Consider the following 21,108-nt stretch of genomic DNA (forward strand, 5'->3'; position numbering starts at 1 on the left):
ACGGGTCCTTCCGAAGCCCCGAGCACCACGAACGAGGAAGAAGAGGAAGACGAGATCCCGGTGAACGACGCCCGTGCCGCGCACACCCCGGCGCCCCTCCCCGCACACACCCCGGCGCCCCTTCCCGCGGACCCCGCGACGGCGGCCGGTGCCGCGGGCGCCCCGGCAGCCCACCCCGCGGACGCCACAGGAGCCCGTGCCGCGGGCGCCCCGAAGACCGCCGGTTCGGCGCGGGAGCCGGCCCGGGAGCCGGGTCGGGGCGCGCTGGGGCCGGTCGCCCTGGTGGTGGCCGGGGCCCTGTCGGTCCAGTTCGGCGCGGCCCTCGCCGTGCTGCTGATGCCCCGCGCGGGGGCGCTCGGCGTGGTCACGCTGCGGCTGGCCCTCGCCGCGCTGGTGCTGCTGGTGGTGTGCCGGCCCCGGCTGCGCGGCCACAGCCGCGCGGACTGGGGGACCGTCATCGCGTTCGGCGTCGCGATGGGCGGCATGAACCTCACCTTCTACCAGGCCATCGACCGCATCCCGCTCGGCGCGGCCGTCACCCTGGAGGTGCTGGGTCCGCTCGCCCTGTCCGTCGTGGCGTCCCGCCGCGCGGTCAGCTTCCTGTGGGCGGGCCTCGCCCTGGCGGGCGTCGTGCTGCTCAGCGGCGGCGGCTTCGACCGGCTGGACCCGGTCGGCGCCGGCTTCGCCCTCGCGGCGGGTGCCCTGTGGGCCGCGTACATCGTCTTCAGCGCCCGTACCGGCCGGCGCTTCCCGCAGGCCGACGGGCTCGCGCTCGCCATGGTCGTCGGCGCGCTGGTGAGCCTGCCGCTCGGCCTCGCGGAGGCGGGCACCGCCCTGGTCGTGCCGTCGACGCTCGCGCTGGGCCTGGCGGTGGCGCTGATGTCGTCGGTCCTGCCCTACACCCTGGAGCTCGTCGCGCTGCGCCGGTTGCCGGCCCCGACCTTCGCGGTGCTGATGAGCCTGGAACCGGCCGTCGCGGCCCTGGCCGGCTTCCTCGTGCTGCACCAGGCCCTGTCCGCCACCGACGCCCTCGCGATCACCCTGGTCGTCGCGGCGAGCATCGGCGCCGTACGCGCCCGCACCGGGTCCCGCGCACGGTAGGGGCGCCCGGGGCGGTCGGTCGGGAGGCGCGGGCCCGGCCGGTCGGCGCCGCGCGGCCGGGCCCGGGTGGTCGGGCCCGGGTGGTCGGCCCGGGGGCGGTCAGCCCGGGGGCGGTCAGCGCGGGGTCGGTCGGCAGGGGCGGTCGAGGGCAGCCGGTCAGCCCAGGGCGTCGTCCAGCAGGTGGGCCCACTGGGCCACCACCCGCGCCCGACGGGCCGAATCGTCGGTGAGGAGCGTCGCGAGGCCCAGCCCCCGCGCCATGTCCAGCAGCCCCTGGACGGTCTCCCGGACCCCCGGCCGCGACTCGTCGGCGCCCAGCAGCTCCACCGCCATGCGGTGCGTCTCCCGGCCGACCCGGGCCTCCAGCTCGGTGACCCGGGGCCGCAGCTGGTCCTCGTCCGACGCCGCCACCCACAGGTGCAGGGCCGCCCGGAACAGCGGCCCCGTGTACAGGGCGACCAGCGCCTCGACCACCTCGGCGCGGCTCCTGCCGGTGAGCCCGCGCAGCGCCTGCGAGCGCTCCTCCGCGACGTACTCGACCGCCGCCGTGAACAGGTCCTCCCGGGTGGGGAAGTGGTGCTGCGCGGCGCCCCGCGACACCCCCGCCCGCTCCGCGACCACGGAGACCGTGGAGCCCGCCCAGCCGCGTTCGGCCAGGCACGCCACGGCGGCTTCGAGCAGCCGCTGCCGGGTGACGCGGCTGCGGTCCTGCTTCGGCGTCACATCGCCCATGCGGGGTCCCGTCGTTCCAGGAAGGCCGTCATTCCCTCACGCGCCTCCGCCGAGGCGAAGAGCTGCGCCGAGCGCTGCACGAGCTCCTCCGCGTCGCGCTCGAAGGTCTCCAGCACCCTAGCCGTCACCAGCCGCTTCGACTCCGCCAGACCCTGCGGCGAGCCCTTGCGCAGCGCGTCGAGAAGCGGGTCGAGGGCCGCGTCGACGTCCGGCGCCACCGCCGTCACCAGGCCCATGCGCGCCGCCTCGGCCGCGTCGAACCGCTCCCCCGTCAGGTAGTAGCGGGCCGCCGCCCGCTGGTCGAGGCGGGGGAGCAGGGTGAGGGAGACGAGGGCCGGGGCGACGCCGATCCTGACCTCCGTCAGGGCGAAGTCGGACCCCTCCGACGCCACCACCAGGTCGGCCGCCCCCACCAGCCCCAGGCCGCCCGCCCGCACCCGCCCCGCCACCCGCGCCACGACCGGCTTCGGCAGTTCCACGATCCGCCGCAGCAGCGCCACGAAGGCGTACGGGCTCGGTGGCGCCTTCAGGTCGGCGCCCGCGCTGAAGGTGCTGCCGGTGTGCGTGAGCACCACCGCCCGGACGGCCGGGTCCTGCGCGCAGTCGGCCAGCGCGTCCGCCAGTTCGGCGACGAGCCGGGCGGAGAGGGCGTTGCGGGTGTCCGGCGCGTCCAGCGTGAGCGTGGCGACGGCGCGGTCGTGGGCGGTGGTGACCAGGGGCATGGCTCTCGCCTCCGATGGCGTGGTCAGTACGAGCGTGGTCAGTACGACTTCGGGAGTCCCAGGGACTGGTGCGAGACGTAGTTCAGGATCATTTCCCGGCTCACCGGGGCTATGCGGGCCACGCGGGAGGCGGTGACGAGCCGGCCCAGGCCGTACTCGCGGGTGAGGCCGTTGCCCCCGAGGGTGTGCACGGCCCGGTCGACGGCCCGCACGCACGCCTCGGCCGCCGCGTACTTCGCCATGTTCGCCGCCTCGCCGGCGCCGACGTCGTCGCCCGCGTCGCACAGCGCGGCCGCCCGCTGCGTCATCAGCCGGGCCAGCTCCAGCTCGATGTGGGACGCGGCCAGCGGGTGCGCGATCGCCTGGTGGGCGCCGATGGGCGCCTTCCACACCTGCCGCTCCTTCGCGTACGCGACGGCCCGCGCGAGCGCGAAGCGGCCCATGCCGAGTGCGAACGCCGCCGTCATCACCCGCTCCGGGTTGAGCCCGGCGAACAGCTGGAGGAGGCCCGCGTCCTCGTCGCCGACCAGGGCGTCGGCGGGCAGCCGCACGTCGTCGAGGGTCAGCTCGAACTGCTTCTCCCGGGCCCGCAGCTCCATGTCGATGGCGGTGCGGCGGAAGCCGGGCGCGTCGCGCGGCACGACGAACAGGCACGGCTTGAGCGCGCCCGTCCGGGCGTCCGCCGTCCGCCCGACGATCATCGTCTCCTCCGCCAGGTCGACCCCGGAGACGAAGACCTTGCGGCCCGACAGCACCCACCCGTCGGGGGTGCGGCGGGCCGTGGTGGTGATGCGGTGGGAGTTGGATCCCGCGTCGGGCTCGGTGATGCCGAACGCCATGATCCGGCTGCCGTCGGCGAGCCCCGGCAGCCACCGCCGCCGCTGCTCGTCGGTGCCGAACCGGGCGATGACCGTGCCGCAGATCGCGGGCGAGACGATCATCAGCAGGAGCGGGCAGCCGGCCGCGCCCAACTCCTCCAGCACGATCGCGAGTTCGGCGACGCCGCCGCCTCCGCCGCCGTACTCCTCGGGCAGGTTCACGCCCAGGTAGCCGAGCCGGCCGGCCTCCGCCCACAGCACCTCCGGGTGTTCCTCGTGGGTGTGGGCGTGGCGGCGGCCGAGGGCGCCGACGGCGGTGCGCAGCGCCTGCTGCTCGGCGGTCTCGAAGGGGGTGCCGGTGACTGCGGTCATGCCTGTTCCTCCTGTGCGGACTGGACGGGCGGGACGTGCTCGGCGCCGGTCACTCCCCGGGCGGGTCGGTCGCCTCGGGCCGTCGCGCGGGCTCCCCGGGCGGGTCGGTCGGCTCGGGCCGGGCGGGCTCGGCGGGTCCTCCGGGCGGGTCGGTCGCCTCCGGCCGTCGCGCGGGCTTCCCGGGCGGGTCGGGGGTGACGACGGCGAGCAGGGCCCCGACCCCGACCTGGCGGCCCGGCTCGGCGTGCAGGGCGGTGACGACGCCGGCGGCCGGGGCGGTCACCTGGTGCTCCATCTTCATCGCCTCCAGCCACAGCAGCGGCCGCCCCGCCCCGACGCGCGCGCCCACCGCGACCCCGTCGGCGACGCGCACGACGGTGCCGGGCATGGGCGCGAGCAGCGAGCCGGGCGCGGTGCGCTCGGCCGGGTCGGGGAAGCGCGGCCGGGGCGTGAACCGGTGGGAGCCGGTGGGCGCGTCGACGTGGACGATCCCCGCGCCGCCCGGGCCCGGGTACGCGGTGACGGCGTACGGGCGGACGACACCGTCCACGTCGAGGCGGACCAGGTCGGGCGCGGCCGACACGACCCGCACTTCGGGGTGGTCCGGCAGGGCGTAGCCGTCGCGGGTCCGGTGGTACCGCACCACGTGCGCCGCCGGACCGTCGCTCCCACCCGCGCCCTCCGGTCCCGTGTAGGCGCGGGTGCGGGGCGCCGAGGGGAGGTTGCGCCAGGCGCCGGGGCCCGGCCGGGACGCCGCCTCGGCGAGCGCGGCGGCCACCGCGGCGTGGCCGGCGCCCGGCGCGGGGGCGGTCAGGTCGGCCAGGTACCGGTCGTAGAAGCCGGTGCCGACCCGGCCCGGCTCGGCGAACTCCGGGTGGCGCAGGGTCCGTGCCAGCAGCTCCCGGTTGGTGACCGGGCCGTGCACACGGGCCCGCTCCAGCGCGTGGGCCAGGGCGCGGACGGCCTCCCGCCGGGTGGGGGCGTGGGCGACGGCCTTGGCGAGCAGCGCGTCGTAGTGGACGCCGATCCCGTCGCCCGCCGCGTACCCGGTGTCGAGGCGCACGCCCGGCACGTCGAGCGCGTGCAGGGTGCCCGTCTGCGGGGCGAAGCCGCGCGCGGGGTCCTCGGCGTACAGCCGCGCCTCGACGGCGTGGCCGCGCGGGGCGGGCGGCTCGGGCGGCAGGGCGGCGCCCTCGGCGACGCGGAGCTGGAGGGCGACCAGGTCGACGCCGTACACGGCCTCCGTGACCGGGTGCTCGACCTGGAGGCGGGTGTTCATCTCCAGGAAGTGCGCGGTGCCGTCCGCCGCGACCAGGAACTCCACGGTGCCCGCGCCGGTGTAGCCGATGGCGCGGGCGGCGCGCACGGCGGTCGCGCACAGCTCGTCGGCGAGCGCGGGCGGCAGGCCGGGGGCCGGCGCCTCCTCGATCACCTTCTGGTGGCGGCGCTGGAGGGAGCAGTCCCGGGTGCCGAGCGCCCAGACGGTGCCGTGCGCGTCGGCGAGGACCTGCACCTCGACGTGGCGGCCGCCGGCGACGTACGGCTCGGCGAACACCTCGTCGTCGCCGAAGGCCGACAGGGCCTCGGCGCGGGCGGCGGCCACCTCGCCCGCCAGCGCGGACAGGTCCCGGACGACGCGCATGCCGCGCCCGCCGCCGCCCGCCGCCGCCTTGACCAGGACGGGCAGGTCGGCCTCGGTGAGCGCCGCCGGGTCGAGCGGGGGCACGCCCATGAGGCGCTTCGCGCGGGTCTTGGACGCCATCGCCTCGATCGCCGTGGGCGGGGGTCCCACCCACGTCAGCCCGGCCGCCTCCACGGCCCGCGCGAAGGCGGCGTTCTCGGAGAGGAAGCCGTACCCCGGGTGCACCGCGTCGGCGCCCGCGGCGAGGGCGGCGGCCACGATCAGGTCGCCGCGCAGGTACGTGTCGGCGGGCGCGGCCCCCGGCAGCCGCACCGCGGCGTCCGCCCGCCGCACGTGCAGCGCCCCGGCGTCCGGGTCGGAGTGCACGGCGACGGTGGCCACGCCCAGGTCGCGGCAGGTCCGCAGGACGCGGCAGGCGATCTCGCCGCGGTTGGCCACGAGCAGGGTCTCGATCACGGGGCCTCACATCCTGAAGACGCCGAAGCCGCCGCGGGCGCCCTCGACCGGTGCGGTGTGGATCGCCGACAGGCACAGCCCGAGGACGGTACGGGTGTCGCGCGGGTCGATGACCCCGTCGTCGTACAGCCGCCCGGACAGGAACATCGGCAGGGACTCGGACTCGATCTGCTGCTCCACCACGGCCCGCAGCGCGGCGTCGCCCTCCTCGTCGTAGGGGCGGCCCTTGGCCTGCGCGGAGGCGCGGGCGACGATCGACAGGACCCCGGCGAGCTGCTGCGGGCCCATGACGGCGGACTTGGCGCTGGGCCAGGCGAAGAGGAAGCGCGGGTCGTAGGCACGGCCGCACATGCCGTAGTGCCCGGCGCCGTAGGAAGCGCCCAGCAGCACCGACAGGTGCGGGACGCGGCTGTTGGAGACCGCGTTGATCATCATGGCGCCGTGCTTGATGATGCCGCCCTGCTCGTACTCCCGGCCCACCATGTAGCCGGTGGTGTTGTGGAGGAAGAGCAGCGGCACGTCCCGCTGGTTGGCGAGCTGGATGAACTGGGCGGCCTTCTGCGCCTCCTCGCTGAACAGCACCCCCCGGGCGTTGGCCAGGACGCCGACCGGGTAACCGTGGAGCGCCGCCCAGCCGGTGGTGAGGCTCGTCCCGTACAGCGGCTTGAACTCGTCGAAGTCCGAGCCGTCGACGATCCGCGCGAGCACCTCCCGCGGGTCGAACGGCGTGCGCAGGTCGCCGGGGACGATCCCGAGCAGCTCCTCCGGGTCGTACGCCGGCGGCGCGGCCGGGCCCGGACCGGGGTGCGCCTTGCGGTGGTTGAGGCGGGCGACGATCCGGCGGGCCTGGCGCAGCGCGTCGTGCTCGTCGAGGGCGTAGTGGTCGGCGAGGCCGGAGGTCCGGGCGTGCATCTCGGCGCCGCCGAGCGACTCGTCGTCGCTCTCCTCGCCGGTCGCCATCCGCACCAGGGGCGGTCCGCCGAGGAAGACCTTCGACCGCTCCCGGATCATGACGGTGTGGTCGGACATGCCGGGGACGTAGGCGCCGCCGGCGGTGGAGTTGCCGAAGACGACGGCGACCGTGGGGATCCCCGCGGCGGAGAGCCGGGTCAGGTCGCGGAAGAGGGCGCCGCCCGGGATGAAGATCTCCTTCTGGGAGGGGAGGTCCGCGCCGCCCGACTCGACCAGGGAGATCACGGGCAGGCGGTTGGCGAGGGCGATCTCGTTGGCCCGCAGCGCCTTGCGGAGGGTCCACGGGTTGGACGCCCCGCCGCGCACGGTCGGGTCGTTGGCGGTGATCAGGCACTCGACGCCCGCGACGGTGCCGATGCCGGTGACGAGCGAGGCGCCGACGGCGTGGTCGGAGCCCCACGCGGCGAGCGGGGACAGTTCGAGGAACGGCGTGTCGTCGTCGAGCAGCAGCTCGACGCGCTCGCGGGCGAGGAGCTTGCCGCGGGCGCGGTGCCGGGCGGTGTACTTCTCCCCGCCGCCGGCCAGCGCCTTGGCGTGCTCGGCGTCCAGCTCGGCGAGGCGCGCGAGCATGGCGGCGCGGTTCGCGGCGTGGTCGGCGCCGGAGGGGTCGAGGGCGGAGGCGAGGACGGTCACAGGAGGACCTCCGGGACGTCGAGGTGGCGGGCGCGCAGCCATTCGCCGAGCGCCTTGGCCTGCGGGTCGAACCGGGCCCGCGCGGCGGCGCCCTCCCCGAGGAGGCCGGAGACGGTGAAGTTGAGGGCGCGCAGGTTCGGCAGGACGTGCCGGGTGACGGGCAGGTCCCGGGTCTCCGGCAGCAGCTCCCGGAGGCGGTCGGCGGTCAGGGTGTGGGCCAGCCAGCGCCAGGCGTCGTCGCTCTCCACCCACACGCCGACGTTGGCGTCGCCGCCCTTGTCGCCGCTGCGGGCCCCGGCGACCAGCCCGAGCGGCGCCCGCCGCGTGGGACCGGCCGGCAGGGGCGGCGGGAGGGGCGGCCGCGGGACGGGCGCGAGGGCGCGGGTGGCCGCCGGGTGCGGGACGGGGACGCGCCGCCCGTCGGGCAGCACCGCCGTGTGCGCGACGGTGGCGGGGTCGACGTACACCGCCTCGAACACCCCGTACGGCGCGCCCTTGCCGGGCGGGCCGGTGAGGTGGAAGCCGGGGTAGCTGCCGAGGGCCGGCTCGACGGCGGCGCCCGTCAGGACGCGGCCCACCTTCGCGGGGTCGGGGTCGCGGACGACGAGCCGGAGCAGGGCGCTGGCGGTCTCCTCGGTGTCGGCGTCGGGGCGGTCGGTGCGGACCAGCTCCCAGCGCACGTCGGCGGGGCGCCGACCGGGGGCGCGGTCCAGGGCGTCGTCGACCTGGTCGCGCACGAGCCGTGCCTTGGCCGGCACGTCGAGGCCGGTGAGGACGAACACGATCTCGTTGCGCCAGCCGCCGAGCCGGGTGATCCCGGCCTTGAGGAGCGGCGGCGGCGCCTCGCCGCGCACCCCGGACACCCGCACCCGGTCGGGCCCCTCCTGGGCCAGGCGCACGGTGTCGAGGCGCGCGGTCGCGTCGGGTCCGGCGTAGCGGGCGCCGGCCGTCTCGTACAGCAGCTGCGCGGTGACGGTGCCGACGGTGACGGTGCCGCCGGTCCCCGGGTGCTTGGTGATCACGGCGGAGCCGTCGGCGCGCAGCTCGGCGAGGGGGAAGCCGGGCCGGCGGGCGTCGTACCGGTCGCGGTGGAAGAAGGCGTGGTTGCCGCCGGTGGCCTGGGTGCCGCACTCCAGGACGTGCCCGGCGACGACCGCGCCCGCCAGGGCGTCGTGGGCGTCCGGGCCCCAGCCGAAGTGCCAGGCGGCCGGGCCGGTGACGAGGGCGGCGTCGGTGACGCGGCCGGTGACGACGACGTCGGCGCCCGCGGCGAGGCAGGCGGCGACGCCCGCGCCGCCGAGGTAGGCGTTGGCGGTCAGGGCGCCGTCGGGGAGCGGCAGCCCGTCGCCCTCGACGTGGCCGACCCGGACGGGCAGGCCCAGCCGGTCGGCGAGGGCGCGCAGGGCGTCGGCGAGGGCGGCCGGGTTGAGGCCGCCGGCGTTGGTGACGACGCGGACGCCCCGCTCGTGGGCGGTGCCCAGGCACTCCTCCATCTGCCGCAGGAACGTCCGCGCGTACCCGAGGGACGGGTCCTTGAGGAGGTCGCGGCCGAGGATGAGCATGGTGAGCTCGGCGAGGTAGTCGCCGGTGAGGACGTCGAGGGGGCCGCCGGTCAGCATCTCGCGGACCGCGTCGAAGCGGTCGCCGTAGAACCCGGAGGCGTTCCCGATCCGCAGCACCGGCGCGGCGGGCGCGGCGGGTGCGGGGGAGCCGGCGGACACGGCGGGCCCGGGGGCCGGGTCGGGCGCACCGGGCGCGCCGGGGGAGCCGAGCGGGGCGGACGGGGCGGACGGGGCGGGCACGGGGGTCGCGCCGGGTGCGCCGGGTGCGCCGGGCGGGCCGGGCAGGGTGGGGGAGTCGGGCGGGACGGTGGTCACCGGGCCTCCCCGGCGGGTTCCCGGCCGGGCCCGGGCGGGCCCGCGAACGCCTGGGCGACGTCCAGCCACCGGTCCGCGTCGGGGCCCTCGGCGCGTACGGCGAGGTCGGCGCGGTGGGCCCGCTGCGTGACCAGGAGGCAGAAGTCCAGGGCCGGCCCGGTCACGCGCTGCGCCGCGTCCTCGGGCCCGTACGCCCAGACCGCCCCCGCGGCGTCCGGCGCGGTCAGCTCCACCCGGAACGGCGCGGCGGGCGGAGTCAGGCCGTGCACGGCGAAGGCGTGGTCGCGGGCGCGCACGCCGATGCGGGCGACGTGGCGCAGCCGGGCGGTGGGCGGGCGTACGGCGCCCAGCGCGTCGGCGACGTCGCGGCCGTGCGCCCAGGTCTCCATGAGGCGGGCGGTGGCCATCGAGGCGACGCTCATGGGCGGCCCGTACCAGGGGACGCGGGTGCCGGGCGGCGCGGCCCGCAGGGCGTCGTGCAGCCGCTGCCGCGCGGTGCGCCAGCGGGCGAGCAGCGCGGCGGGCGGACCGGTGGCCCCCGCCTCGGCGGCCTCGTCGACGAAGGTTCCGGGCGCGGCGGCCGCCCTTGCGACGTGCCCGGCGAAGGCGCCCGGGTCGGTGGTGGCGAGGAACGCGACCTCGTCGGTCCACGCCAGGTGCGCGACCTGGTGGGCGACGCTCCAGCGGGGCGCCGGCGTCGGCGCGGCCCACCCGGCGGCGTCGAGCCCGGCGACGAGCCGGTCGAGGTCCTCGCCCTCGGCGCGCAGGTCGGTGAGGACGGCGGTGGTGGTGTCGTGCGCGGCGCTCCCGTGTGCGGCGGGTGCGGCGGGCGCGGGCGGCGTGGGCGGCGGGCCCTGCTCGGGATCCGGGTGGGGCACGGTGCGCTCCCTCGGGTCGGGACACGGCGGTGTGTCCCGGGAGCATGACAGCGCCCAGAGAAACAAGCAAGCATGCTTGCTTTTTAAGTCCGGAGGGGGCGACACCGCGAACCACCCCCTCCCCGGGGCACCGCAGGGCCCCGGGAAGCGCCACAAGCCCGTCCCGGGAACGCCGAGGCCCCGCCGCCCACGGGGGGCGGCGGGGCCGGCGGGTCGCACCGCGGCGCCGGGTCCGGGCGCCGGGCGCGGACTACTCCGCGATGTCCTCGTAACCGGCGATCTCCCGCGGGTCGCGCGAGCCGGGCCCGACGTACCGGGCCGACGGGCGGACCAGGCGGCCCGTGCGCTTCTGCTCCAGGATGTGCGCCGACCACCCGGCGGTGCGGGCGCAGGTGAACATCGACGTGAACATGTGCGCCGGCACCTCCGCGAAGTCCAGCACGATCGCCGCCCAGAACTCGACGTTCGTCGCCAGCACGCGGTCCGGACGGCGGTTGTGCAGCTCCTCCAGCGCCGCCTTCTCCAGCGCCTCGGCCACCTCGAAGCGGGGCGCCGCCAGCTCGCGGGCCGTGCGCCGCAGCACCCGGGCGCGCGGGTCCTCGGCGCGGTACACGCGGTGGCCGAAGCCCATCAGCCGCTCGCCCTTGTCGAGGGCCCGCTTCACGTACGCGACCGCGTCGCCCGTCCGCTCGATCTCCTCGATCATGCCGAGGACGCGCGAGGGCGCGCCGCCGTGCAGCGGGCCGGACATGGCGCCCACCGCGCCCGACAGCGCCGCGGCGACGTCCGCGCCGGTCGACGCGATGACGCGGGCGGTGAACGTGGAGGCGTTCATGCCGTGCTCGGCGGCCGACGTCCAGTACGCGTCGACGGCCTTGACGTGCTTCGGGTCCGGCTCGCCGCGCCAGCGGATCATGAACCGCTCGACCACCGACCGCGCCTTGTCGATCTCGCTCTGCGGCACCATCGGCAGGCCCTGCCCGCGCGCGCTCTGGGCGACGTACGACAGGGCCATGACCGCCGCCCGCGCCAGGTCGTCGCGGGCCTGCTCCTCGTCGATGTCGAGCAGCGGCTTCAGGCCCCACACCGGCGCGAGCATCGCCAGGGCGGACTGCACGTCCACGCGGATGTCGCCCGAGTGCACCGGGATCGGGAACGGCTCGGCCGGCGGCAGGCCGGGGTTGAACGCGCCGTCGACCAGCAGGCCCCACACGTTCCCGAAGGAGACGTGACCCACCAGGTCCTCGATGTCGACGCCGCGGTACCGGAGGGCGCCGCCCTCCTTGTCCGGTTCGGCGATCTCCGTCTCGAACGCGACGACTCCCTCGAGCCCGGGTACGAAGTCGGACATCTGGCGGCTCCTCGTGGTGACGTGTGTGTGGAAGGAACAGTGACCCAGCCGACGAGTCTGTCGGGTTCCCCCGATGCGGGGAAGCGTGACATCAGGCACACTCCGCCGAACCGGGCACCGGGATTGGGCGGCCGGCGGGCGGGGGAGACTGCGCCGGCAGCCGCGCCCCGGGGCCGACCGGAGGCCCCGCCCGGCCCCCGGGGGCCGGGCGGGCGCTACTCCCGGGACGGGCCCTGCGGCAGGATGGGCGCCGTGACCGACGCCCTCGATCCCGCCCTGGACCCGGCCCTCGACCCGGCCCCGATGCGCGAGCAGTACCACACCTCCGTGCTCGCGGAGCGGGACCTCGCCGCCCACCCCATGGAACAGTTCGCGCGCTGGTTCAAGGACGCGGCCGACAGCGACGGGATCCGCGAGCCGAACGCCATGGTCGTGGCGACCGCCACCCCCGACGGCCGCCCGTCCGCCCGCACGGTGCTGCTCAAGCACTACGACGAGCGCGGCTTCGTCTTCTACACCAACTACGACTCCCGCAAGGGCGGCGAGCTGGCCGCCAACCCGCACGTCTCCCTGCTGTTCCCCTGGCACCCCGTCGCCCGCCAGGTCATCGTCACGGGCACCGCGACCCGCGTGGACCGGGAGGAGACCGCCGCCTACTTCCGCAGCCGCCCGCACGGCTCCCGGCTCGGCGCCTGGGCCAGCGCGCAGTCGTCCGTCATCGCCTCCCGCGACGAACTCCTCGCGCGTTACGAGGAACTGGCGACCCGCTACCCGGAGGGCGAGGAGGTGCCGGTACCGCCGCACTGGGGCGGCTACCTGGTCGCGCCCGAGGCGGTCGAGTTCTGGCAGGGCCACGAGAACCGCCTCCACGACCGCCTCCGCTACACCCGCACCCCCACCGGCCCCTGGCACGTGGAACGCCTCGCGCCGTAGTGCGCTGCCCCGGTGCCGGCCCTGGCTCCGGCGCCGGCCCCCTGCCGGGACCGGGAGTCGGGGGCTCGCCGGGTCGGGGACGCGCACCAGCCCGGGGCCCGGCAGACCCGGTCGGGCAGAGGCCCCGGTCGGGCAGAGTGCCCGGACAGGCAGAGGCCCCCGGGCACGCAGAAGCCCGCGGGCTCTGCTCTCTCCTGCTGGTGAGGAGAGGTCGGCCGGATGTGCCGACGAGCCCGCGGGCCGGTGACTGCTGGGTGTACGGCAGGAGGCCTGCCGTCATGTGACGACAGGCCTCAGCCCGCAGTCACCTCACGCATCCGAAAAGAAATCACTTCCGGATCACCTCCTCTCTCGTGTGCTCCACACCCTAGGAACGCTCCGCGCCCCGCTCAACCGAATTTCGCGAACCGCGTGTGTCGTGGGTCACGTTCGAGGTTGAATGGCCGGGCACGTGCGGCTGCACGTGCGGCAACGTCCACGTCCTGCAGGGGGTGCCGGGATGAGCGCGTCCAGGAGCGGTACGGCGCGGGCGGACGGTGATCTGCTCAGCGCGCTGCTGGACGGGATGGACACCGCGCTGTGCGCGTTCGACGCGGACGGGGTGGTCACCCACTGGAACCGCGAGGCCGAGCGGCTCCTCGGCTGGCCCGCGGAGGAGGCGGTCGGGCGCCGCGGCCTGGGCGGCTGGGCCGCGCGGTCCGCCGACGCCGCCGGCATCGAGACCCGGCTGGCGGGCGCCATGGCCGGCCCCGGTCGCCGGCTCCACGAGTTCCCGCTGCTCCGCAAGGACGGCGGCCGGGTCCTCGTACGGACCCAGGCGGCGGGCGTGCGCGGCGCCGACGGCAGTCCGGCCGGGGTGTACTGCGCCTTCGGCGAGGTCCACGCGCAGCTCGACTTCGAACGCTCCGTCGCGCTCAGCGACGCCCTGTTCGGCGACGCGCCGTGCGCCCTCGTCGTGGTCGACGCGGACCTGCGCCCCGCCGTCGTCAACGGCCCGGCGGCGCACGCCCTCGGCGCGTCCCGCACGGCGCTGCTCGGCCGCCCGCTCGGGGACGCCGTCCTGCAGGGCGCCGACCAACTGGAGGCGGCGCTGGAACACGTCCTGGCGCAGGGCGGCCCCGAGGCGCCCACCGAGCTGTGGGCGACGGTCCGCACCCCGGACGGGGAGCGGCGCCGCTGCTGGCGCAGTGCGTTCCTGCGGCTCGCCTCGCCCCTGGCGCGCGACCCGGCGCCGCTCGGCGTGGCGTGGCTGTTCGAGGACGTGACGGAGGCGCGCCAGGCCGAGCAGGACGCCGACCGGATGCGGTTCCGGGCGAGCCAGCTGCACCGGGCGGGCGCCGCGGCGGCGGAGTGCGAGGACCCCATGGAGGCCGCCACCGTCTACCTGGACTTCGCGCTCGCCGGGTTCGCCGACGACGCGCTCCTGGACGTCGCCCGGGACGGCGGCACGCGCCTGGTCCGGACGGCGGCCACGCCCGCCGAGGCCCCCGGTCCCGTGGCGCGCGTCCCGGGCGCGGGCCTGCCCGTGCCGTACGCCGCCGGGCACCCGGCGCTGCGGGCGCTCGACCGGGCGGCCACGGTACGGGCCAGCACGTGGCCGGCGGCACCCCCCGCGCCGGGGCCGGACGGACCGCCGGGGGCGCCGGGGCAGGGCGCGACGGGGCGCCGCGGGGGCCCGTCGCGGTCGTGGGCGGCGGAGCGGCACTGGCCGCCCGGTACCGCCCACGCGCTCTGCGCCGTGCTGCGCAGCCGCGGCCGCACGCTGGGCGTGGTGACGTTCCTGCGCTCCGGCAGCAGACCGCCCTTCGAGCGTCCGGACGTCAGTTACGCGGAGAGCGTCGCCGTCCGCGTGGCGGCCTCCCTCGACCTGGCCCACCCCGACTGACGGCGCGTACCGGCGGCGCCCGCCGTCCCGCCCTACCGGCGGTAGAAGATCCGGTCCGCGTACTCGTCCATGACGCGGACGTTCCACTCGTGCCCGCCGTCGACGTTGCCCGAGCGCAGCAGCGGCGGCTCGACGCCCCGGCGGACCAGCTCCTCGGCGGCCGCGGCCATCACGGCCTGCATCAGGGCGCTGGTCACGACGGTGGAGGCGGGCCCGAAGGGCGCGGCGACGCCGTCCAGGGCCAGTTCGGCGTCTCCGACCGCGATCTTCGAGTCGAGGACGACGTCGCAGTGGTCCTTGAGGAAGGTGCCCGAGCGGTGCCGGGACGTCGTCTCCTTCGCGTACGCCACGGAGGTGACGCCGACGACCGTCAGGCCGAGGGCGCGTGCGTGCGAGGCCATCTCGACGGGCAGGGCGTTGCGCCCGGACAGGGAGACGACGAACAGCACGTCGCCCGCCCGCGCCGGGGACGCGTCGAGGACCGCGGCGGCCAGGCCGTCCACGCGCTCCAGCGCCGAGCCGAGGGTGGCGGGCGTGACGTCGACGCCGACCGCGCCCGGCACGGCGAGCAGGTTCATCACCGCGAGGCCCCCCGCGCGGTAGACGACGTCCTGCGCGGCGAGCGAGGAGTGCCCGGCCCCGAAGGCGAAGAGGCGGCCCCCCGCGGCGACCGCCCCGGCGACGGCGGCGCCCGCGGCGGCGATGTGAGCGGACTCCTCGTCCCTGACCCGCCGCAGCAGCCCGATCGCGGCGTCGAAGAACTGACCGGCCAGTGTGCTGTCGCCCATCGACATGGCCTTCCTCTCGTCGTGTCGCGGATCACGGTGCGGTCTGGACCATTCCCCTGTCAATACGGCCCCGGGTCGCCGCTCCGTCCGGGGCGGCACGGTTGCCGACGGGATGGGCAACAATGGAGACGGGGCCGCGCAGGTTGAATGTCACGCACCGAGGGGCACGTATGTCCGGACTGATCGACACCACGGAGATGTATCTCCGCACCATCCTCGAGCTGGAGGAGGAAGGTGTGGTGCCCATGCGCGCCCGTATCGCCGAGCGGCTCGACCAGAGCGGCCCGACGGTCAGCCAGACGGTGGCCAGGATGGAGCGCGACGGCCTGGTGACGGTGGCCGGCGACCGCCACCTGGAGCTGACGGAGGAGGGCCGCCGGCTGGCGACGCGCGTGATGCGCAAGCACCGGCTCGCCGAGTGCCTCCTCGTCGACGTGATCGGCCTGGAGTGGGAGCAGGTCCACGCCGAGGCGTGCCGCTGGGAGCACGTGATGAGCGAGGCCGTCGAGCGCCGCGTCCTCGAACTGCTGCGCCACCCCACGGAGTCGCCGTACGGCAACCCCATCCCTGGGCTGGAGGAGCTGGGCGAGAAGGGCGAGAGCGACCCGTACCTCAACGAGGACATGGTCTCCCTCTCCGAGCTGGACGCCGGCACCGAGGGCAAGACCGTGGTGGTGCGCCGGATCGGCGAGCCGATCCAGACGGACGCCCAGCTCATGTACACGCTGCGGCGCGCGGGCGTGCAGCCCGGCTCCGTGGTGAGCGTGACCGAGTCGCCCGGCGGGGTGCTCGTCGGCAGCAGCGGCGAGGCCGCCGAGCTGGACGCCGACGTGGCGTCGCACGTCTTCGTAGCCAAGCGCTGAAGCCGCGGTACCCCGGCGCGCGTGCGGGCCTCGCCGAGGCGCCGCGGTACCCCCTCGCCGTCGGCGGCTCCGGCGGCTCCGGCGGCCCGGGCAGCCCAAACGACTCCGACGACCCGGGCTGTTCCGGCGGTCCCGGCGGCTGCTCCGGCGTAGGGGCCCCCGGGCGGTCGCGGTGCGGGGGCCGGCGGTCCCGGCCCGGGCGGAACGGGCCGATCCGGGGAACGGCCGACGCGCGGGCGCCGCGCGTGCCAGTCTGGCTGCGGCAGGTGATCGGCCCGGGGAGGGAGCAGCGCGGTGCGCCAGCCGTCCGCAGCGGAGCGCGCGTCCGCACACGAGGAAGGTCCCGGTGCCTCGCGGCACCGGGACCCGACCTCCCCTGTGTTGACCCGGAGCCCCGAGCTCCCAGGGTCAATCCCGTCGGACCTCTTTCCCCGAGTGGTCCGCCTCCCGCTGAAGATCTCCCCTCGGCAGCGCCCTCCAATCCTTGAGCGGGGTCACTCGAACGAGCGGTGTTGGCGCCGATACCCCGGTTTTCGAATATGAGTTCGATAGTCTGACGGGGGTAGCCGACGTGACAGAAGGGGGTGCCAGGGCAGATGGTGCGACGGATCGACCTGACCGGAGCCGACGGCGTACGCCTCGCCGCCTGGGAGTTCGCCGACCCGCCCAAGGGTCCGGGTGACGACGGCGCCGAGCCCGTCCAGGGCGTGTTACTCCTCCACGGGCTGATGGGCCGCGCCGCGCACTGGGCGGACACGGCGCGCTGGCTGGCGGAGAGGTACCGGTCGGTCGCCCTGGACCAGCGCGGCCACGGCCACAGCGACAAGCCGGCCGCCGGCCCGTACACGCGGGAGGCGTACGTCGCCGACGCTGCCGCCGCCATCGAGCAGCTCGGCCTCGGCCCGGTGGCCCTCGTCGGCCACTCCATGGGCGCCCTGACGGCCTGGCAGCTCGCCGCGGAGCGGCCGGACCTGGTCCGGGCGCTCGTCATCGGCGACATGCGGGCCTCCGCGCTCGGCGCCGCGTCACAGCGGGAGTGGGAGAGCTGGTTCGGCACCTGGCCCGTGCCGTTCGCGACCCTCGCCGACGTGCGCCGGTGGTTCGGCGAGGACGACCCCCGCGTCGAGCGGCCGAACCCGGCGCGCGGTGCCTTCTTCGCCGAGGTCATGTGCGAGTCGCCGGACGGCTGGCGGCCGGTCTTCTCCCCGCGGCAGATGCTCGCCGCGCGCGAGACCTGGGTCCACGACGCCCACTGGGACACCCTCGCCCAGGTCCGTTGCCCCACGCTGGTCGTGCGCGGCCCCGACGGCGAACTGGGCCGCGCCGAGGCGCAGGAGATGGTCCGCGTCCTGCCCCACGGCCGGTACGCCGAGGTCGCCGACGCGGGCCACTACCTCCACTACGACCAGCCCGACGGCTGGCGCGCCGCCGTCGAACCGTTCCTCGCCGAGGCCGCCCCGACGCCCTGACGCCCCGCCGGACCGGGACCCGCCCCGCGGATCCGGACCCGCCCCGCCGTACCCGGCACGCCCCGCCGGACGCGGGCCCGCCCCGCCCGGATCCGTGCGCGGCGGCGCGGGTCGGGCCGGGCGGTGGTCACGCCTTGCTGACCGCCGCCAGGATCTCCGGCAGGCGCCGCGCCGTGCGCGACGCGCCCCAGCGCAGGCCCGCCCAGGTGAGCAGCGCGCCCCAGCAGGCGCCCAGCGGGAGGAGCAGCCACCCCGACGGCCCGGTCGACGACACGTGCGACCAGACGGCGGCCACGATCAGCGGCGCGCACAGCACCGCCGAACCGAACATCCCGCCCATCATCGAGATCCACGCCAGCGAGCCCTGCCCCGGCGCGGCGTTCTTGTAGGCGCTGTCCTGCGGGATCGAGTACGGGAAGAACGCCGAGGCCCACGCGCCCATCCCGAGCATCGCCCCGAGCAGCCCGTACGACAGCCCCAGGCCCTCGGGCAGCGCCCGCCAGTCACCGACCACCGCCGCCGTCGCCACCGTCACCAGCGTCGCGTACGGCAGCGTCACCAGCAGCAGCGCCCAGGCCCGCGCCCGCAGCTCCACGTACGCGTCCCGGGGCGACGACACGGTCATCGCGACCATCCAGAACGCCGAGGTGTCCTGGCCGAACTGGTTGTACATCAGCGTCCCGAGCATGCCCGCGGCGAAGCACGACCAGTAGATCGACCCGTTGCCCTGCCAGGCGTTGAAGAGCGGGATGATCACGCCCAGCGCGAGCGCCGTCACCCACCCGGACTTCGCCTTCGGGTCGCGCCAGGCGTACGTCAGCGCCCGCCGCATGACCGCACCGGTACGCCCCTCCGGCCACAACCGGCCCCCGCCCGCCGCGGAGCGCCGCCGGTCCGTGCCGGTGCCGGCCGCGGCGAGCGTCGACCCGTCGGGCGCCGTCATCAGCGTCGTCAGGCTCCGCTGCCACCAGTACAGCAGCCCCGCCAGCGCCGCCGCCGACAGCAGCAGCTGCACCACGGCGGCCCCGTACGCACCCCGGCCCGCCGAGTCCACCGCGCCGACCGCCGACGCGGGCGGCAACCACCGCACGACCTCCGCGGCCGGCTCCAGCCGGGACAACCCGCCCGCCTCGCCGAGCCGTTGCGCGCCGAAGTTCACGAACTGGATGCCGACCGCCACCACGAGGCCGCTCAGCAGCGCCAGGTCCCGGCCCCTGCGCGAGGTCAGCAGCCGGATGTTCGCCGCGGCGACGGCCCGTGCCAGCGCCAGGCAGACCAGCAGCACCAGCGGCACGGCCACCACCGCCACGGCCACCGCGAACGCCCCGTGCGCCACGGAGATGCCGGCACCCACCGCCAGGCACAGCGTGAACAGCGGGCCGATGCCCACCAGCGACGCCACCAGCAGCGCCCGCACCAGCGGACCCGCCCGCAGCGGCAGCATCACCAGTCGTGTCGGGTCGAGCGTCTCGTCACCGCTCGGGAAGAACAGGGGCATCACCGCCCAGCCGAGGGCGAGCACCGCCGTCAGCAGCACCGCGAGCGTGCCGGCCTGCGCGTGGCCGCGCAGCAGCACCATGCCGAGCAGCTGCCCGGCGGCGAACAGGAGCGTGCAGACGATCGACACGACGTAGACGGCCGTCCGGCCCGCCGACTGCCGCAGGCCGTTGCGCAGCAGCGCCCACTTGATCCGGACGAAGACGGGGACCAGCCCGGCACCCACCACCCCCGGCCCCCCGCCCGGCCCCCCGCCCGGCACACCGGACGCACCCGGCACGCCGGGGACGCCGGTGCCGCCCGGCAGGGCCGTACCGGCCGCCGGGGTCACCGCGCACCCCCGAGCCAGTCGAGCGACTCGCCCGCGTCCCGGCCCTGCGCGCCCACCAGCTCCAGGAACGCCCGCTGGAGCGTGGGCGCGTCCCCCCGCACCTCGGCCAGGGTGCCCTGCGCGCGGATCCGGCCCGCGGCCATGACCGCCACCCAGTCGCACAGCGACTCCACCAGCTCCATCACGTGGCTGGAGAACACCACCGTCGCGCCCGACGCCGTGTACCGCTCCAGGACGCCCCGGATGGTCTGCGCCGACACCGGGTCCACGCCCTCGAACGGCTCGTCCAGGAAGAGCACCTCCGGGTTGTGCAGCAGCGCCGCCGCGAGCCCGATCTTCTTCCGCATGCCGGTCGAGTAGTCGATCACCAGCTTGTGCTGCGAGCCGGCCAGGTCGAGCACGTCCAGCAGCTGCGTCGCCCGTTTGTCGACCTCGGCGCCCGGCAGCCCCCGCAGCCGCCCGGTGTAGCCGAGGAGTTCACGCCCCGACAGCCGCTCGAAGAGCCGCAGTCCCTCCGGCAGGACACCGATGCGGGCCTTCACCGCGGCCGGGTCCCGCCACACGTCGTGCCCGGCGACCTCGATCCGGCCGGCGTCGGGGCGCAGCAGCCCGGTCACCATGGACAGCGTCGTCGTCTTGCCCGCGCCGTTCGGGCCGACCAGGCCGACGAACTTCCCGGCGGGCAGCGCCAGGTCCACCCCCGCGACCGCCACCTGTTCGCCGAAGCGCTTCCACAGCCCTTCCACACGAACGGCGGGCGGCGCCGCCGAGGGCGCTCCACCCGCCATGTCAACTTCCGGCTCCGGCATGGTCACTGCCGCCTCTCACTGTCCCCGCCGCACCGTGCGACCGTGGGGACAGCCTACGAACCCCCTCACCGGCGGGCCCGCGCTCCTACGGGCGCCCCCGCGCGGCCGCCGCCTCCCGGCCGCACGCGTAGGCGAGGGGGCTGATCAGCTCCTCAACGTCCGGCAGCCAGCGGTTCGCCGCGGTGGGGCGGTTCGCCCACTGCACCGCGCCCTGGCCGCCGATCCGGGTGGGCGGCGCCGCCACGTACTGGCCCTCGCCCTTGGCGACCAGGTCGATCCCGGCCGGGGACCAGCCCAGCTTGCGGATCAGGTCCGCGACCTTGGGGGCCGCGCCCGGCAGGACGAAGAACAGCATCCGGCGGTCCGGCGTGCACGTCACCGGGCCGAGCGTGAGGTCCATCCGCTCCATCCGCGCGAGCGCGAGGAAGCCCGCCGACTCCGGCACGTCCAGCGCGTCGAAGGTGCGCCCCGTCGGCAGCAGGATCGACGCCCGGGGGTGCTTGCCCCACAGCCGGCGCGCCCCGACCGCGCTCCCCGTCGCCTGCGACGCCCAGTCGGGCCGCGCCGGGTGCGCGCCGGGCGCGGGGCAGGCCGGATCCGCGCAGGAGCACAGCTCCCGGCCCTCGACCGCCTCCAACCACGTACCGGGGAACACGTCCCAGTGCCGCTCTTCCGCGTACCGCACGGCGCTGTCCAACAGCTGCTCACCGCGCTGCTGGGGGATCCTTGCGGCTTCCGTGACTCCGATGGTCTCTTCCACGGAGAGCACAACTCCCCGTCACACGGGGGGTTACGGGGCGCAAAGCCGAAGGCCGAGGTGCATCGATCCGGCACGCGGGGCGCATGGGTGCATGTCCGGGGGCGCGCACGGGCTGCGGGAGCCAGCGAGGGGTACTCACTGTCGGGGGAGGGGCGTCAATGCGGGAGGCTCCCGGCATGCACCGCGATACGTCGCCATAGTCGTTGTTTTGGTATTATA

General features: G+C 76.4%; 17 protein-coding genes. 5 read left to right on the forward strand and 12 right to left on the reverse strand.

The annotated features are described in order from the left end of the window. The first annotated feature begins 60 nt into the window (after positions 1–60). Positions 61–1,101 (forward strand): EamA family transporter, encoded by a 1,041-nt coding sequence (locus tag ACF053_RS15005; RefSeq protein WP_391954270.1) that lies wholly within the window; start codon positions 61–63, stop codon positions 1,099–1,101. A gap of 156 nt (positions 1,102–1,257) precedes the next feature. Here ACF053_RS15005 and ACF053_RS15010 read toward each other — a convergent pair whose 3' ends face one another. From ACF053_RS15010 to ACF053_RS15045, 8 genes are all read right to left on the reverse strand, one after another. Beyond that, entirely contained in the window at positions 1,258–1,833 is a 576-nt protein-coding gene (locus ACF053_RS15010) for a TetR/AcrR family transcriptional regulator (protein ID WP_391954271.1), read from the reverse strand. Continuing rightward, positions 1,821–2,555: an enoyl-CoA hydratase family protein gene (locus ACF053_RS15015; protein WP_391954272.1), complete on the reverse strand. Its 735-nt coding sequence runs from the start codon at positions 2,553–2,555 to the stop codon at positions 1,821–1,823. Before ACF053_RS15015 ends, ACF053_RS15010 begins: the two co-directional genes overlap by 13 nt. A gap of 38 nt (positions 2,556–2,593) precedes the next feature. Beyond that, positions 2,594–3,745, reverse strand: a complete 1,152-nt coding sequence (locus tag ACF053_RS15020) for an acyl-CoA dehydrogenase family protein (protein ID WP_391954273.1) — start codon at positions 3,743–3,745, stop codon at positions 2,594–2,596. A 49-nt stretch (positions 3,746–3,794) separates the two neighbouring features. Next, positions 3,795–5,843 carry an ATP-binding protein gene (locus ACF053_RS15025; RefSeq protein ID WP_391954274.1) on the reverse strand — a complete coding sequence of 683 codons (2,049 nt, stop codon included), beginning with the start codon at positions 5,841–5,843 and terminating at the stop codon, positions 3,795–3,797. Between the two features lie 6 nt (positions 5,844–5,849). Then, positions 5,850–7,448: an acyl-CoA carboxylase subunit beta gene (locus ACF053_RS15030; RefSeq protein ID WP_391954275.1), complete on the reverse strand. Its 1,599-nt coding sequence runs from the start codon at positions 7,446–7,448 to the stop codon at positions 5,850–5,852. Next, entirely contained in the window at positions 7,445–9,169 is a 1,725-nt protein-coding gene (locus tag ACF053_RS15035) for an acyclic terpene utilization AtuA family protein (protein WP_391954510.1), read from the reverse strand. The genes ACF053_RS15030 and ACF053_RS15035 overlap by 4 nt, the downstream gene beginning before the upstream one ends. A 152-nt stretch (positions 9,170–9,321) precedes the next feature. Next, the gene (locus tag ACF053_RS15040) at positions 9,322–10,092 is read right to left on the reverse strand and encodes a TIGR03084 family metal-binding protein (protein ID WP_391954511.1); all 771 of its coding nucleotides are present in this window, start codon (positions 10,090–10,092) and stop codon (positions 9,322–9,324) included. Positions 10,093–10,453: 361 nt separating this feature from the next. Then, positions 10,454–11,554 carry a citrate synthase 2 gene (locus ACF053_RS15045; protein WP_391954276.1) on the reverse strand — a complete coding sequence of 367 codons (1,101 nt, stop codon included), beginning with the start codon at positions 11,552–11,554 and terminating at the stop codon, positions 10,454–10,456. A 243-nt stretch (positions 11,555–11,797) separates the two neighbouring features. Between ACF053_RS15045 and pdxH the strand changes: the two genes are divergently transcribed. Beyond that, positions 11,798–12,487 (forward strand): pyridoxamine 5'-phosphate oxidase, encoded by a 690-nt coding sequence (pdxH, locus tag ACF053_RS15050; RefSeq protein WP_391954277.1) that lies wholly within the window; start codon positions 11,798–11,800, stop codon positions 12,485–12,487. 499 nt (positions 12,488–12,986) lie between these two features. After that, positions 12,987–14,372 carry a PAS domain-containing protein gene (locus ACF053_RS15055; RefSeq protein ID WP_391954278.1) on the forward strand — a complete coding sequence of 462 codons (1,386 nt, stop codon included), beginning with the start codon at positions 12,987–12,989 and terminating at the stop codon, positions 14,370–14,372. A 32-nt stretch (positions 14,373–14,404) separates the two neighbouring features. Here the strand turns inward: ACF053_RS15055 and ACF053_RS15060 are convergent, their stop codons facing one another. Next, the gene (locus tag ACF053_RS15060) at positions 14,405–15,160 is read right to left on the reverse strand and encodes an SIS domain-containing protein (RefSeq protein WP_391954279.1); all 756 of its coding nucleotides are present in this window, start codon (positions 15,158–15,160) and stop codon (positions 14,405–14,407) included. Between the two features lie 170 nt (positions 15,161–15,330). On the opposite strand from ACF053_RS15060, the gene ACF053_RS15065 reads away from it, so the two are divergent. Both ACF053_RS15065 and ACF053_RS15070 read left to right on the forward strand, forming a co-directional pair. Next, positions 15,331–16,023 (forward strand): metal-dependent transcriptional regulator, encoded by a 693-nt coding sequence (locus tag ACF053_RS15065; RefSeq protein ID WP_058943689.1) that lies wholly within the window; start codon positions 15,331–15,333, stop codon positions 16,021–16,023. Positions 16,024–16,619: 596 nt separating this feature from the next. After that, positions 16,620–17,492 carry an alpha/beta fold hydrolase gene (locus ACF053_RS15070; protein WP_391954280.1) on the forward strand — a complete coding sequence of 291 codons (873 nt, stop codon included), beginning with the start codon at positions 16,620–16,622 and terminating at the stop codon, positions 17,490–17,492. 127 nt (positions 17,493–17,619) lie between these two features. Here ACF053_RS15070 and ACF053_RS15075 read toward each other — a convergent pair whose 3' ends face one another. From ACF053_RS15075 to ACF053_RS15085, 3 genes are all read right to left on the reverse strand, one after another. Beyond that, positions 17,620–19,251: a transporter gene (locus ACF053_RS15075; protein ID WP_391954512.1), complete on the reverse strand. Its 1,632-nt coding sequence runs from the start codon at positions 19,249–19,251 to the stop codon at positions 17,620–17,622. A gap of 65 nt (positions 19,252–19,316) precedes the next feature. Further along, positions 19,317–20,108 (reverse strand): ABC transporter ATP-binding protein, encoded by a 792-nt coding sequence (locus ACF053_RS15080; protein ID WP_391954281.1) that lies wholly within the window; start codon positions 20,106–20,108, stop codon positions 19,317–19,319. Positions 20,109–20,214: 106 nt separating this feature from the next. Further along, positions 20,215–20,898: a bifunctional DNA primase/polymerase gene (locus ACF053_RS15085; RefSeq protein ID WP_391954282.1), complete on the reverse strand. Its 684-nt coding sequence runs from the start codon at positions 20,896–20,898 to the stop codon at positions 20,215–20,217. Positions 20,899–21,108: the final 210 nt, after the last annotated feature.

The organism is Streptomyces kanasensis, assembly GCF_043077165.1.
In the GTDB taxonomy this organism is placed as follows: Bacteria; Actinomycetota; Actinomycetes; order Streptomycetales; family Streptomycetaceae; genus Streptomyces; species Streptomyces changanensis.

Excerpts from the sequence above, each read along its gene's own strand:
- pdxH (WP_391954277.1), top strand. The coding sequence starts at position 11,798 with ATGGGCGCCGTGACCGACGCCCTCGATCCCGCCCTGGACCCGGCCCTC.
- ACF053_RS15065 (WP_058943689.1), top strand. The coding sequence starts at position 15,331 with ATGTCCGGACTGATCGACACCACGGAGATGTATCTCCGCACCATCCTC.
- ACF053_RS15015 (WP_391954272.1), bottom strand. The coding sequence starts at position 2,555 with ATGCCCCTGGTCACCACCGCCCACGACCGCGCCGTCGCCACGCTCACG.
- ACF053_RS15020 (WP_391954273.1), bottom strand. The coding sequence starts at position 3,745 with ATGACCGCAGTCACCGGCACCCCCTTCGAGACCGCCGAGCAGCAGGCG.
- ACF053_RS15045 (WP_391954276.1), bottom strand. The coding sequence starts at position 11,554 with ATGTCCGACTTCGTACCCGGGCTCGAGGGAGTCGTCGCGTTCGAGACG.
- ACF053_RS15080 (WP_391954281.1), bottom strand. The coding sequence starts at position 20,108 with ATGGCGGGTGGAGCGCCCTCGGCGGCGCCGCCCGCCGTTCGTGTGGAA.
- ACF053_RS15070 (WP_391954280.1), top strand. The coding sequence starts at position 16,620 with ATGGTGCGACGGATCGACCTGACCGGAGCCGACGGCGTACGCCTCGCC.
- ACF053_RS15010 (WP_391954271.1), bottom strand. The coding sequence starts at position 1,833 with ATGGGCGATGTGACGCCGAAGCAGGACCGCAGCCGCGTCACCCGGCAG.
- ACF053_RS15060 (WP_391954279.1), bottom strand. The coding sequence starts at position 15,160 with ATGGGCGACAGCACACTGGCCGGTCAGTTCTTCGACGCCGCGATCGGG.
- ACF053_RS15055 (WP_391954278.1), top strand. The coding sequence starts at position 12,987 with ATGAGCGCGTCCAGGAGCGGTACGGCGCGGGCGGACGGTGATCTGCTC.